The sequence below is a fragment of the Candidatus Nomurabacteria bacterium genome, assembly GCA_023898645.1.
In the GTDB taxonomy this organism is placed as follows: domain Bacteria; phylum Patescibacteriota; class Saccharimonadia; order Saccharimonadales; family Saccharimonadaceae; genus UBA2112.
The window spans coordinates 933,423-947,958 of sequence record CP060232.1 but is presented as its reverse complement, the minus strand read 5'-3'; the positions used below and the strand labels follow the sequence as shown (position 1 = coordinate 947,958).

Annotated in this window: 13 protein-coding genes; 12 read left to right on the top strand and 1 reads right to left on the bottom strand. The window is 45.2% G+C overall.

Going from position 1 to position 14,536, the window contains the following annotated elements:
- Positions 1–7: 7 nt before the first annotated feature.
- From H6797_04975 to H6797_04935, 9 genes are all read left to right on the top strand, one after another.
- Positions 8–553 (top strand): nucleoside monophosphate kinase, encoded by a 546-nt coding sequence (locus H6797_04975; GenBank protein ID USN96400.1) that lies wholly within the window; start codon positions 8–10, stop codon positions 551–553.
- Positions 553–1,314, top strand: a complete 762-nt coding sequence (map, locus tag H6797_04970) for a type I methionyl aminopeptidase (GenBank protein USN96399.1) — start codon at positions 553–555, stop codon at positions 1,312–1,314. Before H6797_04975 ends, map begins: the two co-directional genes overlap by 1 nt.
- A 50-nt stretch (positions 1,315–1,364) precedes the next feature.
- Positions 1,365–2,603 carry a cell division protein FtsA gene (gene ftsA / locus H6797_04965; protein USN96398.1) on the top strand — a complete coding sequence of 413 codons (1,239 nt, stop codon included), beginning with the start codon at positions 1,365–1,367 and terminating at the stop codon, positions 2,601–2,603.
- A gap of 60 nt (positions 2,604–2,663) precedes the next feature.
- On the top strand, positions 2,664–3,872 hold the full coding sequence (gene ftsZ, locus H6797_04960; GenBank protein ID USN96397.1) for a cell division protein FtsZ: 1,209 nt from the start codon (positions 2,664–2,666) through the stop codon (positions 3,870–3,872).
- An 8-nt stretch (positions 3,873–3,880) separates the two neighbouring features.
- Complete coding sequence (nrdR, locus tag H6797_04955; protein USN96396.1) at positions 3,881–4,339, top strand: transcriptional repressor NrdR; 459 nt, start codon at positions 3,881–3,883, stop codon at positions 4,337–4,339.
- Positions 4,336–4,596, top strand: coding sequence for a hypothetical protein (locus H6797_04950; protein ID USN96395.1), 261 nt, complete (start codon positions 4,336–4,338; stop codon positions 4,594–4,596). The genes nrdR and H6797_04950 overlap by 4 nt, the downstream gene beginning before the upstream one ends.
- Complete coding sequence (locus tag H6797_04945; GenBank protein ID USN96394.1) at positions 4,586–5,218, top strand: vitamin K epoxide reductase family protein; 633 nt, start codon at positions 4,586–4,588, stop codon at positions 5,216–5,218. Before H6797_04950 ends, H6797_04945 begins: the two co-directional genes overlap by 11 nt.
- A gap of 212 nt (positions 5,219–5,430) precedes the next feature.
- A complete protein-coding gene (locus H6797_04940; GenBank protein ID USN96393.1) occupies positions 5,431–8,292 on the top strand; it encodes an isoleucine--tRNA ligase in 2,862 nt (953 codons plus the stop codon).
- A gap of 2 nt (positions 8,293–8,294) precedes the next feature.
- Positions 8,295–8,873, top strand: a complete 579-nt coding sequence (locus H6797_04935) for a DNA-3-methyladenine glycosylase (protein USN96392.1) — start codon at positions 8,295–8,297, stop codon at positions 8,871–8,873.
- Positions 8,874–8,938: 65 nt separating this feature from the next.
- Here the strand turns inward: H6797_04935 and H6797_04930 are convergent, their stop codons facing one another.
- Positions 8,939–9,376, bottom strand: coding sequence for a hypothetical protein (locus tag H6797_04930; GenBank protein ID USN96391.1), 438 nt, complete (start codon positions 9,374–9,376; stop codon positions 8,939–8,941).
- 74 nt (positions 9,377–9,450) lie between these two features.
- Between H6797_04930 and H6797_04925 the strand changes: the two genes are divergently transcribed.
- From H6797_04925 to H6797_04915, 3 genes are all read left to right on the top strand, one after another.
- Entirely contained in the window at positions 9,451–9,654 is a 204-nt protein-coding gene (locus H6797_04925; GenBank protein USN96390.1) for a hypothetical protein, read from the top strand.
- Positions 9,655–9,674: 20 nt separating this feature from the next.
- Positions 9,675–10,061: a metallopeptidase family protein gene (locus H6797_04920; GenBank protein ID USN96389.1), complete on the top strand. Its 387-nt coding sequence runs from the start codon at positions 9,675–9,677 to the stop codon at positions 10,059–10,061.
- 144 nt (positions 10,062–10,205) lie between these two features.
- On the top strand, positions 10,206–14,516 hold the full coding sequence (locus tag H6797_04915) for a chitobiase/beta-hexosaminidase C-terminal domain-containing protein (GenBank protein USN96388.1): 4,311 nt from the start codon (positions 10,206–10,208) through the stop codon (positions 14,514–14,516).
- The last annotated feature ends 20 nt before the right edge of the window (positions 14,517–14,536 follow it).

Genomic DNA, 14,536 nt, shown 5'->3' with positions numbered 1-14,536 from the left:
AGGGAGTGTGATTGTATTTTTTGGTCCGGCCGGAGCTGGTAAAAGTGTCCAAGGGCAGATGTTGGCAGCTCGAAACGGTTGGCGATGGCTTAGTGCAGGTCAATTGCTTCGTGATTCACGCGACATTGAACTTATAAAAGATATGCAGACCGGGAAGTTGGTTGATTCGAAAACGGTTAATAACTTGGTTAGTGATGCAATTAAGCGGTCGAAGAATATCAATCGATTGATCCTTGATGGTTTTCCGCGCGAAATGCGTCAGGCTAAGTGGTTGATCGAGCATAAGTCTCATCATGGTCGCGATATCAAACTAGTCATCGTGCTAGAGGTGCCTAAGAGTGAGTTAATGAAGCGATTAGAAGTTCGAGGCAGAGTGGATGATACTCCAGCTGCTATTGATGAGAGATTGAAAATTTATCGAACGGAAATTTATCCGATATTGACGTATTTGACCGAGGAAAGTGTCAGTATTGTACATATCGATGGTGTCGGTACAGTTGGCCAGGTGCATGATCGCATCATGGAAGAGCTTGAAGCGAACGGATTGACGTAATGGCTCAGCCACGTAAGACCCGTGAGCAGATCCAAGCTATGCGCGAGGGCGGTAAAATACTAGCCACGATACTGCGAGATTTGAAGCAATATGTTCAACCTGGGATGACCGGAAAAGAAATTGACAGTTGGGTTGCAAATGAAATTATTCGTCACGGAGCAACTGCAACTTACAGAGAACCCGTACCAGACTTCCCCGGCGTAATATGTATTAGTGTTAATGATGCGATTGTGCATGGTGTGCCGACAGAATACGTGTTTGAAAAGGGCGATATTGTTGGATTTGATCTGGTCATAACCTATAAAAATATGAAGACAGACAGTGCGTTTACTATGGTGGTTGGCGAGCAGCCTACTGGAGCGATAAAGCATTTGATTAACGTGACCGAGCGTAGTCTTTATGCAGGCATTGACGCAATAAAAGGAACGGGTACTTATACTGGAGATATTGGTGCGGCCGTCGAAAAAGTATTATCCGACGGAAAGCTTGGCGTTATTAGGGACTTAGTAGGGCATGGGGTTGGGCTGGAGATGCATATGCCACCGGACGTACCTAACTATGGACGCAAGGGTACGGGCATTTTGTTACAGCCAGGAGATACAATCGCGATTGAGCCAATGGCGACTCTCGGTGGAGAGAAGGTGATTACGGATCCTGACGATAATTGGACAATTCTAACTCGTGACTGTAGTTTAGCTGCACATTTTGAACACACTGTTCTCATTACGGAAGACGGTGTCGAAGTACTTACACAGATCTAAAACCCTTACGCCTGTTCCAAATAGTTCAAAGTCGTTATATAATACTATGCATGCAAGATAGCTCTCGATATGCCGTAGGTATTGATATCGGTACAACTACCGTGCGTTGTGTCGTGGGTCACCTCGACGCTACGACCGGCACGCCAACTATAGTTGGCACGGGTGAAATTATAAATAGCGGTATGCGCAAGGGCTCGATTGTTAATCTTAATGGCCCTGCGCAGGCCATTGACGAGGCGCTTGGTGCTGCTGAGCGAATGAGCGGATACGAAGTTAACTCTGCCGCTATCAGTATCAATGGGTCACATATTCTTAGTACGGTTACTGATGGCATGGTGGCAGTTGGCGCTATGGATCATATCGTTACACCAGACGACGTCGTACGTCTAGAGGAGGTAGCGACCGTAGGCAAGGTACCGGCAAACAGAGAAATTCTTGAAGTCGTACCTCACAGTTATCACCTGGATGGACAAGACAACATAAAAGATCCTGTCGGTATGACGGGTACAAGACTGGAAGTTAATGCGAATGTTGTGTCAGCGATGGCTCCTCAGGTTGCCGCACTTCATAGCACACTTGAACTTGCTAAGGTTACACCTAACGTTATTACGCCAAGCGTCGTAGCTGCGGCCAAGGCCGTTCTGAGTGAACAGCAGATTGAAAATGGCGTTGCCGTCATTGATTTCGGCGGTGCTACTACGGGAATCTCAATATTTGAAGAGGGAGACCTGCAATATGTAGGCGTCATTCCAGTGGGCGGTAGTAATATTACAAACGATCTAGCCATAGGTCTAAAAACTGATCCGGAAATTGCCGAACAGGTGAAATTGACGCATGGATCCGCTACCGCTCAGACGGGAAGTGACATAGTAACAGTTAAACACGAGAAGGAAACTCATGAATTCTCGCGTGCCGATGTTGACGAAATTATAGAGGCGCGTTTAGAGGAATTGTTTGAAGCCATTATTAAGGAGCTAAAAAAGGCTGGTCGACATGCAAAACTGCCCAGTGGTGTTGTCCTCACGGGTGGAGGCTCTAGGCTCAAAAATATCGTTAATTACACAAAGGATACACTAGGGCTCGCAGTTCGGTTGGGCTCTGCGTCTGGATTTGGCGGTGTGGCGGAACACTTGGACGAACCGCAGTTTGCAACGGCAGCTGGCTTGATGTTGCTTGATGCACAAGAGCCAAGTCGTCGTAATTTAGCACACTCCGGGAGCGGAGCAAAAACAGCAGCCCGACAAGCTGGCGGCCTAATGAAGCAGTTGTTTGGGCGTTTTCGTACGTAAGTCATCTCGATTTACATACATAGATGATATACTAGGGGAGAATAAGACGTAGGAGCAACTATGCCGGAAGTAAAACCAAGCGAGATTCAGACTTTTGCGAGTATAAAAGTTATTGGCGTGGGCGGCGCTGGTGGTAGCGCAGTCAACCGCATGAAAGATGCGGGCCTTACTGGCGTTCAGTTTATCGCCATGAATACAGATGCCCAAGCGCTGCATAACAGCAAGGCTGATGTTAAATTACACCTTGGCCGCTCTACTACGGGTGGACTTGGCGCAGGTGCTGACCCAAAGGTCGGTGAAGCAGCTGCAAATGAATCTCGAGATGACATACGTCAGGCTCTTGAGGGTGCTGATATGATTTTCGTTACTATTGGTGCCGGTGGTGGTACGGGTAGCGGTGCGGGTTATGTTGTCGCTGAAATCGCAAGAGAGCTTGGAATTTTAGTGGTGGGTGTCGCAACTAAGCCGTTTAGCTTCGAGGGAGAGAAACGTCGTGTTAATGCTGATTGGGCGATTAACCAATTAGGACGTCAAGTTGATACGCTCATTACTATTCCAAACGACAGACTATTGCAGACAATTGATCGTCGAACGCCTCTTTTAGAGACATTTAAAATTGCCGATGATGTACTTCGCCAAGGTGTTCAAGGTATTTCTGAGCTCATTACTGAGCACGGTCTGATTAACCTAGACTTCGCAGACGTTAAGGCTATTATGAGCAATGCTGGTAGCGCATTGATGGGCATCGGACGTGCAAGTGGCGACGATCGCGCTGCACAGGCTGCGCAGCAAGCTATCGAGTCACCGCTAATTGAGGTGTCGATTGATGGTGCCAAAGGCGTGCTATTCAATGTTACTGGTGGTTACGATATGAGCATGTCTGAAATTCAGGAAGCCGCCGAAATCATTACTAGCGCTGTATCTCCAGATGCAAATATAATTTTTGGAGCAACGCTTAAACCTGAACTCGAAGATGAACTGATTATTACAGTTATCGCGACAGGTTTTGACAGTGATTTTTTCCAGCAGCAAGACGTCTCTCTTGATTCATCGGCTGATAGAGTGCATGAAGTTGAAGCTCGCGGTGTAAGCGATGAGGCGGTAGAGGGTGTTAATCTAGATTTAGATAAAAATGATCCGCAGGCAAGTTTTGCCGAAGAGCCAACGCACAATATGTGGGAAACGCCAGCAGAGGAAGATGACGAATCTGATACGCCTGCATTCCTGCGTCGTCGTAAAAAACACAAAAAAACCAACGACGAAGAATAAGGGGTGCTATGAGTGCGTCAATTAATATCGGGGACAGCCGAGTCATTGAATCTAGGGAGGTTGGTGACGGAATCACAATCCGCCGACGCCGTGAAGCGCCAGATGGTCGTCGATTTACTACCTATGAACGAATTGAAAAGCCGAATCTTGCCGTTATAAAAAAGGATGGCACTCGTGAGCTGTATGATCGAGAGAAGTTGTCTACTGCTATCAATCGATCGGTTGGTAAGTTTTTTGCTAGTGAAGTAGAGATCGAGCAAATAGTAAGTGAAGTTGAAGATAATCTATACGCACTTGGTGAATTGGAACTACCATCGAAGACTATTGGTGAATTGGTGCTCGATGAACTTGCCAAGCGAAATGAAGTGGCGTATGTTCGTTTTTCGAGTGTTTATTATGAATTTAAGACACTCGATGAGTTCGAGGCGATCTTGGCTTCACGTCGTAGGGGAAACAAGAAGAAATGAGTATCATGGTAATATATCAGTCAAGGAGCGACCATGCTCGTGATGTGACTAATTTTTTGCATGATTTTGAACGGCGAACACATCAAAAATTGGAAGAAGTTGATCCCGAAAGTCGAAAAGGGGCAGAAGTGTGTAGCTTATATGATGTCGTTGAATATCCGACCGTTATAGCAACAGCTGAGGACGGCCAAGTACGTAATATGTGGCGTGGAATACCGCTGCCGCTGATAGATGAGGTTAGCTATTATGTTGAGTAAGATTCGAAATTATTTGACTCATGAAGACAAAAAAGTCCGCGATAATCGCTGGATATTCACTACTATGCTAATTGGTGCTATCTGTAGCCTTACGGCTGCATTTGTACTTTCAATTGATGCATTTGACTTAGCTCAGAATCCGCATACGGCATTAAGTTGCAGCATTAATGCTGTTATTAACTGTGCTACAGTTGCGAAAAACTCGACGAATGAATTATTTGGTTTTCCGAATAGCTTCATAGGACTTATGAGTGAGCCAATAGTAATTACAGTGGCCATTGCTGGCTTGGCAGGTATTCGATTTCCAAGATTATTCATGTTTACGGCACAGATTTTCTACACTCTTGGTCTTGTATTTGCGCTGACTCTTGCGTATATCAGTATTTTTATTATTCAAGCGCTTTGTCCGTGGTGTTTACTAGTGACGTTGACGACAATTATGGTCTGGTTTTCTATTACTCGATATAATATCCGCGAAGATAATTTATTTTTGCCAGCTAGATTTAAAAAAGTGGCTCATACCTGGATAGAAAAGGACTTCGATAAGTTTACTATGGCCGTGCTTGTTTTTATCATTATTACTACTATCGTACTAAAATACGGCAACGGATTGTTTGCCTAAGCCAATCTGGTATAATCAATAACAGAGGCGATCGAGCGGCTATCATCCGCGAGCCTTGGGAAGAACGGGCAACCAATTAGAACCCAACGTCCGCGGCACGTCAGATCGCACGAAGCAAGCGCTAAAAGAATCACTTCTTTTGGAAATCAGATGGTACCTCCCGCAAGGGATCTGATGGTCGAAAGAAGTGATTTTTATATTAAGGAGCAAAAATGAAGTTCAAATCGGGAACAAGACGACGAGCATTAGAATATGAGAAAGATCTCGTTGAGCAATGGAAACAAAAGAAGACATTTGAAAAATCGATAAATCAGCGACCGGTTGAAGACTCATATGTGTTCTATGACGGGCCACCGTTTATTACAGGTGTTCCGCACCATGGAACGCTACTTAGTTCTATCGTGAAAGACGCGGTGCCACGCTACCAGACGATGAAGGGTAAACACGTCGAACGTGTGTGGGGCTGGGATACGCACGGCTTACCTGCCGAGAACTTCGTAGAAAAAAAGCTTGGCATCACTGATCGTCATGAGATTGGTACAAAGATTAGTTTAGCCGAATACATTACGACTGCACGAGAAAGTATGATTCAAACAGGAGACTTATGGGAGTCGACGATTGATCGAATTGGCCGTTGGGTCGACTTTAAGGGCGCTTACAAGACGATGGACAAAAATTACATGGAATCTGTCTGGTGGGCATTTAAAGAACTCTATGAAAAGGGCAAGATTTACGAAGGTGAAAAGGTGCTCATGTACGACACGAAATGGGCAACGCCACTTAGTAAAGCCGAAGTGACTATGGATGCCGGTGCATATCAAGTTGTAACCGATCCGAGTGTTTACGTAAAATTCAAACTCATTGGTAGTGACTCTATTTTGCTCGCTTGGACGACGACGCCATGGACGTTGCCAGGTAACACGGCGCTAGCTGTGAACAAGGATTTTGACTATGTTGAAGTGAAGGTTGGCGGTGAACAATTTATTGTCGCAGAGGACTTAGTCGAAAAAGTGTTTACAGATGAAAAACACAGTGTACTCGAGTATGAAATCATCCAAAAGCTGAAAGGCGAGGAGCTTGTTGGGTCGTCGTATGAGCCACTATTTGATGATCGTGGCGGTAATGCACACAAGATTTGGCACGCCGATTATGTAAGTGCCGACGACGGTACGGGTATTGTCCATATAGCACCGGCATATGGTGAAGAAGACTTCGATATGGCAAAGGTAAATAAAATTCCTGTCGTTCATGTTCTGGATGAATACGGCACCTATACCGAGGGCGACTGGAAGGGTGAAAATGTATGGGAAATTAACAAGACAATCGCTAAAACGTTGCTAGAACGTGGCGTAGTCTGGAAAATCGATTACATTCAACACGAATACCCGCATAACTTGCGCAACGGTAATCGTTTGATGTATCGTGCACATCCGAGCTGGTTTATGGATATTGATGGCCAGCGTACAGAGATGCTCGAACAGAATACTGAGAATATTAACTGGTTTCCGGCACATATAAAACACGGTCGTTTCGAAAATACGGTAAAAACAGCGCCAGACTGGAATTTGTCTCGCGACAGATTCTGGGCTACGGCAATGCCAGTTTGGAAGGGTGTTGATGAAGACGGCAAAGAGCATGTCAAGGTTATTGGTAGCTACGCTGAGCTGAAAGAACTAAGCGGCGAGGAGTTGGAAGATTATCATCGCCCCTGGGTAGATGATATCGAGTTTGATTTAGAGGGTGTGCACTATAAGCGTGTCGACAAAGTCATAGACTGCTGGTTTGAAAGCGGTAGTATGCCGTTTGCGCAGTTCCACTATCCATTTGAAAACAAAGAGAAATTTGAACAGAATTTCCCAGGCGATTTCATTGTGGAATACGTAGGTCAGGTACGAGCATGGTTTTATTACGTACATGCGGTAAACGTTGGCTTGTTTGGACGAAACGCATTTACGAATGTCATTACTACGGGTACTTTGGCGGGCAATGATGGCCGTAAGATGAGCAAAAGCTTTGGTAACTTTACTGATCCAAATGAGTTAATGGACAAGTTTTCTGCCGATAGCTTACGCTTCTTACTGCTAAGTTCACCTGTACTTAACGGTGAAGACTTTAGCCTGCAAGACAAAGATGTGGGTGATGTGGCGCGTAAGCTGACAATGATTTGGAATATGTATGACTTTTTCACGATGTACGCCGAAGTCGATGGGTGGGAATTTGACGGCAAGTTAAAGGATCCATCGGAAAGTTTGTCGAACCCACTTGATCAATGGATTGTTAGCCGTGTCCATCAATTAACCTTAGAGGTTGAGAAGCATATGGATGCGTATGACTTACCAAATGCGTTGAAACCGATACTGCCATTTATTGAAGATGCTAGTAACTGGTATGTTCGTCGTAGTCGTCGACGCTTTTGGAAGAGTGAGGACGACGACGATAAGAACAGCGCATACAATACGCTTCACTATGTATTAGTCCAGCTAAGTATGATTTTGGCACCATTTACGCCGTTCCTTGCCGAAGAACTGTATCAAAAGCTAACTGGTGGTGAAAGCGTTCATTTGCTTGATTGGCCAGAGACCGGACATATAAATGAATTGGTTGTACAAGACATGGAGACGGTTCGTGAATATGTAAATCAGGCTCTTAGTATACGGGCGAAAGAGCGAGTCAAAATCCGGCAGCCACTTGCAAATATTACAGTTCCAACTCTTGGCGAGTTCGTGGATTTTGAAGATATTTTAACCGAAGAGTTAAACGTTAAAAAAGTTGTTCAGGGTGACGAATTAATGCTTGATCTAAACATTACGCCAGAACTACGACGCGAAGGGTTGGCTCGTGAGGTTATCCGTCATGTTCAGGCTGCACGTAAGGATGCCGGACTTAATGTGGATGATCGTATCAAACTAAGTTTATCTACAGGGGCGGATGAGTTGCAAAATGCTATCGATGAACACTCAGATACGATTGCTACAGAGACGCTCGCTAAAGAGGTCTCTGACGGTAAATATACGTACGAGGCAACGGCTACCGTCGAGGGCGCTGAGTTACGACTTTCACTAGAAAAGGCGTAAAAGTGACATCGAGCAGTTTAGAGTTCCTTGGCGAATTGGCGACGGATGCAGCTCCGCGTCTACTAGGCTGTATTTTGGAGCGTAAGATTGATGGAAAAATAATTCGCGTGAGAGTTGTTGAAACTGAAGCTTATGATCAAACTGATGTTGCGAGTCATAGTTTTAGGGGTAAGACGCCAAGAAATGAAGTGATGTTTGGTCCTCCAGGTCATTTGTATGTGTACTTTACCTATGGCATGCATTATTGCTGCAACATCGTAGTTGGAGAGGACGGACACGGGGCTGCGGTGTTGATTCGGGCCGTAGAACCGCTTGAAGGAGCGGAAATTATAGAAAAACGTCGTGGAAAAATAGGACTAGAAGCCACGAATGGTCCTGCGAAATTATGCCAGGCGCTCGGTGTAGACAAGTCGATGAACGGACATGATCTCCGTAGGGGTGATTTACGGCTTATAGCGCAACCTGCGCTGCCTAAAGATTCAATAACTCAAACGACGCGAATAGGCATATCACAGGCAAAAGACGTGTCGTGGCGGTTCTATGTTACCGACAGTCCTTATGTTTCGCGCTTCAAGCGATAGCGAGCGTAGGCGAAGCCTTTAGGGGTGGGGGATCGATTGGGCGGGGCGAGCTTCTCTCTGAATAATTAACCCCAAGGCTGGCCAGCCAAGATGTAGAGTGTAATGCACATAACCATGCCGTAAAACGCATCGAAGATCCAGCCATATCGCCGCTCACCCCATTGAATCCAATGGGCCCAATCAAGGAATTTATCTAGCCACTTTATCCCTTTGCGCCAAAAAACCCATAATAAATCGGGCAAAAAGCCAAAAAAAGCACCAACGCCAACGATAAGATATTTATCTGGGAATAGCAGAAGTAGAAACAGGATAACGGCAAGAGAAACTAGCGTATCAATTACAACTTGTATCTTTAGAAAACGTGAATAGGGTGGTTCCTCACCGTATGCATGTGGAAATAAATCGAGCGCGAAATGCGACGCGAACGCAACGACAGGTACTAGTGGTGCCGGTACGACAACGGCGACAATTGACCCTGCGAGCATGTGATTAAAGGCTAACATGATACCAGTGTAGCAGAGTTGACATTTTATCGTACTTATGCTAATGTAAATATACAAATAAATCAGATAAAAACATGGGTATATTTCACAAAAATCACATCAAATTTCGACAGCAAGATCCGCTTGATAACGGTCTTGGTGATGATATTGCCGCAGAACAGGGTGAGTCTGAATCATTTCTGAACGACGTATCTGGAGATGATTTGACAAAGCACTGGAATACAATCGTCAAAGATATCGAAGATGACCCAAACTGGTTTACCTTTAGCGAAGACTAGATTACTATAAATAATATAGTATGTACGAACTGACAGATGAAAAATTCGACGCCTTAATTACACGCGCAATGGACGAGCTGCCTCAGGAATATATAAGGGGGTTAAATAACGTCGCCATCGTCATGGCAGACGAGCCCACCGAGGAGCAAAAGGTGAAGATGAAGCTGCGCGAAGAGAACAAGATCTTACTTGGTTTATATGAGGGGATTCCTTTGACGCAGCGAGGCGCGGGCTACACGTTTGTATTGCCGGACAAAATTACGCTTTTTAAGCATTCAATTTTAAGAGTAGTTCGCAACGAAAACGAGCTGTTCGAACAGATTAAGCGGACACTCTGGCATGAAATTGCTCACTACTATGGCCTGGGTCACGGCAGGATTCGCGAACTCGAGACGAGAGACGTCTAAGCCGACAGATTACTGTACGGATAAAATCAAAGCCGGCTCTTGTCAACATTAGAGTTTTGTGATATAATGACGTCAATAAGTTGAGAGTTAATTGAGAAGTCGCCCTTGTAATGGTGTGGATTGCTGGCAGACTAAGGAGTGTGTATGAAGTTCGTGTCTAAGAAACTATATCAACGAATCTTGAACGGTGGGCTTGCTTTTATGCTTGCGCTGAGTACTGCTACTTCGAGCGTGCCGTTTATTTTTGCTCAGACGGTCAATGCAACAACGGGTACGGATGCTTATGTGAGTACAACGGGTTCAGGGACCGACTGCACGCACGCTGCTCCATGTGAACACTTTACTGATGCGCTTGCAGTGGCAACCGATGGTGGTACTGTGCACGTTGCCAACGGTACGTATAACGAGAACTTTACTGTCGCAAGTGGAGTTACTATTAAATCGGATCACGGCAAAAACAACGTTACAGTTAACGGCCAGATTACTGTTTCACACGACGATGCGATTATCCGTGGTCTAACCATTACGAACCCAACAGGTACGGCTGGTGTACTTATTAACGATGTCAACGGCGTTGTAGTAACTGGAAATGCCTTTGAAAACATAGGTACGACCTATACCGGCAGTAGTGCAATCCAGGCAGTTTATATTCTCAAGACTTCTTCTAATATTTCAGTAGATCATAATACTTTTAATAACATTGGCGAAGACACAAATACTAGCAGTAATAAGGCTATTTACGTCGGTGATAGTAATAATGGCCCTAGTGCTAACATTAGCATTGATCACAATACTATCGATGGTGTTGTGGCTAGTCAGTCCGCATGGCCTGCCGGACATGGTGCGTACGGCGTTCTAGTGAATCACCAGGTGACTGGTCTTACTCTTACGCATAATGTCGTACGAAATCTTGACGGTCTATGGGCGCATGCATATGGCCTTGAAGCAAATACACCTAGCGCCGTCGTAGAGTACAATAGTGCAAAATATCTGACTGATCATAAGGGTGGTCTTGATTCGATAGCGTATCAATTTGAATCTAACTCAGGCGCTTTGACTACGGGTATGACGAGTGATTCTTTCAGTGGCCATCAAGCGTCAAATTCTACGGATACCGTTGCGGTTAATGGCTCATGGAGTGTACTAGATACATATCTTACTTCACATCCGGACACTTATCCAGAACTATACTTCCATGGCAAGTACTACTATTATGGCATCAATGCCTTTTCTACAGTAGAAGATGGCTTATCTCATGTATCCGCTGGAGGCGTTGTATTGGTAGAATCTGGCGCATACAACGATGTACGGGCTACGGGCACTTATCAGAATGATATAACCGTCAAAGGCTATGATCGACCAACAATTAATGGTTTAGACCTATCGAATGCAACTTTTGATGGTCTAACGTTCAAGAACTTTATTTTTACAGGAGATTCAAATGGTTACGGTAACTACGATGTTACCGTCAGCGACAACGGTAATTATAAGGATCTCGCGTTTGTGGGTAATGTCTTTGATGGTCAGAGTGTCGCTGGCCGTGGGGCTATCTTCCTAAACCAAGGCTTCGACGGCTTTGTTCTGCAGAACAATACGTTCAAAAACTACGATGGTTCCGCTGTCGGCACTGTGTATTCTGTTGTTTTCGCTGAAGCACAAGGAGGTACAAGTGGCCAAAATTACACCGCTACCGGCAATAGGCTGACTCATTCCACCGCCTCAAACTTTTTAGAGGCTTATCGCTGGATGGACGTAGCTTATATGGGAAACAACATCAATGCACAAACTGGTCGCTTACTCGTGTGGTCGGATGATTCGTTTTCACTTGGTTCCGTCAATCTCAGTAATAATATTGTAAAAGTTCACCAAGGTACCGGTATGGGTGTGTATTATGTACCCGGTACGACGGTGACTGTAAATGGAAATACCGTAAAGAATGCCGAAAGTTGCGTTAAGCTGGATAGTGTAGGTAATAGTGTCGTATCAGATAATACGTTTATTAGCTGCTCAACAAATGGTGTTAAATTTAGTCAAAACGCATCTACGGCGCCAAATAGTGCATTTATCTCTGGGAATACATTTGAGAGCGGACCTGTCGGCGTTGAAAATGATACGACATCGTTTGTACTGGACGCTTGTGACAACACGTTTATGAATGTCACCACAAATCTATACAGTAACCCTGGTCCGTTCAATAAAATTAAGTGCGAAGTGGCTCCGACGCTAATTTCACCGTCGAACAATGCTGTTGTTAAAGGCGCATTAATTACGAATTCTTGGTCTTCGGTACCAGGTGCGGTGAAGTATCAGTATCAGAGCTACGATTACGATAATTTAACTAGTTTACGTTGGGATCATGAATATTCAACTACTCATAAAACAGCTAACCATGTTGCTGGCGGCACCGTCTTTTACTGGAGAGTCCGCGGCATAGACGCTTACGGCGATACAAGCCCGTGGAGCGAACTATGGAAAGTAACTGTCGACAATACTGCACCAACGGCAACTATTGATAATGCAGCTCCAAAAGCGTATTACAATAACGCAACACAGATAAGTGTGCATGCAATTGATACAAACTATGCACAGACGGATTTGTATCATGGCAGCGATTCGACACCGTTTAAGACGTATACGGGTGCATACTTTGGCTTATTCTGGCTGCAAGATGGCAACTACCGCATGGTTGTACGTGACAAGGCGGGTAATTCAACCGAGTATACGTTTACTATAGATAAGACTCGTCCCGATGTAAGCTTCGTGGTTCCAACCGACTTTAGCGCACCACTGAGTTTACTGTCTCAAATTAAAATTTCAGCAACTGACAGTACAAGCGGCATTAGCGGTACGCCAGTTATTCATGTGTATCACAACAATGGTGACCCAGCTGTATTCTGTAATGGCACAACGTGTGACACGTCGGGTCTTACGGATGGCAACTATTATGTAAAGGCGGGCGCTAATGACAATGCTGGTAATAACAGGACTGTTACGCAGCATTTTACTATCGATAGCATGGCTCCAGTAGTTGCTATCACTTCACCAAGTAACGGTGACGTTGTTAGGGGTACAGTCACGGTATCCGGTTCGGTAACCGATGTTAATCCTGATCACTACTATCTCGTTATTAAAAATTCTAGCGGCCATGTCGTAGCTGGTCCGGGAGTTGTAAATACTGCCAACGTTGCAGACTATAACTGGAATACCTCTAGCTTGCCAGATGGCACCTACACGATTTTCCTCGCTGCACGTGATGCTGCTGGCAATAGGGACGGTGGTTCTGAGCAGTCCGTGACTGTGACTGTGGATAACACACCTCCAGCACAAGTGAGCGGTGTTCATATCTTGCAGAATAGCGTAGATCTTGGCACGAATGCATTTGTCAACGAGCGTGATGTCACTGTTGATTGGAATGATAGTACTGATGCGAATTTTGACCACTATCAGTACCAAGCAGATGCTGACAAGGCCACTCCATATGACTTTACGACCACTGTTAGTGCTTCGGAACGATCAGGTTCCATACGCGACCAAGATGGAACGTATAACTACCGTGTTCGCGCTATTGATGCGGCTGGAAATGTCGGTCAATGGTCGGACTGGGTAAGCGTGACATTAGATCGTATCGATCCATCAACTCCATCCGCAACATATAGTGATAATGGAGATGGCACCCAAAACGTAACTCTGAGTACGGGTGATGCTACCGATACGATTTACTACACAACAGACGGAACTATGCCGAATCAAAGTAGTACTGAATACACTGGCGCATTCGTACTAACGCAAGGCACTAGCTTCCAGGCTATCGCATACGACCAAGCTGGTAATCATAGCGGCATATTTGCCCCAAGTGTTCCCATCATTACCAACGAGGCATCTGTTCATGCGACAACAAATTCATTTGTTCTCGAATGGGATACCGATGAAGCTACGACGTCTCGTGTGGTTTACGATACGGTATCGCACAGCACCCTTGTAGATAACAATGTGAACTATGGTTACGCTTTCTCTACGGTGGAAGATTCCAACAGAGTAACACACCACTCTGTACTAGTTACTGGCCTTACTCCTGGTACGACATACTACTTCCGTACGGTATCACATGGTTCTCCTGTGGCTGTTAGTGATGAGGTGAACGGTACGACGACTAAGGTAGTAAAGAAGGGTAGTACCGACAATGGCACTCCTGTGTACCAAGTAACAACTGGTGCCAGTTCTGCAAACGGTACAAACACGGCTGACAATAGTGATGTCCTGGGTACGGAGACACAGAAAACTGACAGCAAGAGCAATTCAAACTCAAACAAGAATGTTCTGGGTACATCGACTGAAAATAGTGATGGTGTATGGAACATCTTCGGACTTGCTTGGTACTGGTGGCTACTGATCTTGGCAGCAGTTGCTGCACTAGGACGATGGCTATACGGTCGCTTTAGCCAAGCTAACGCATAACAAGGCTAGATAAGCCATAA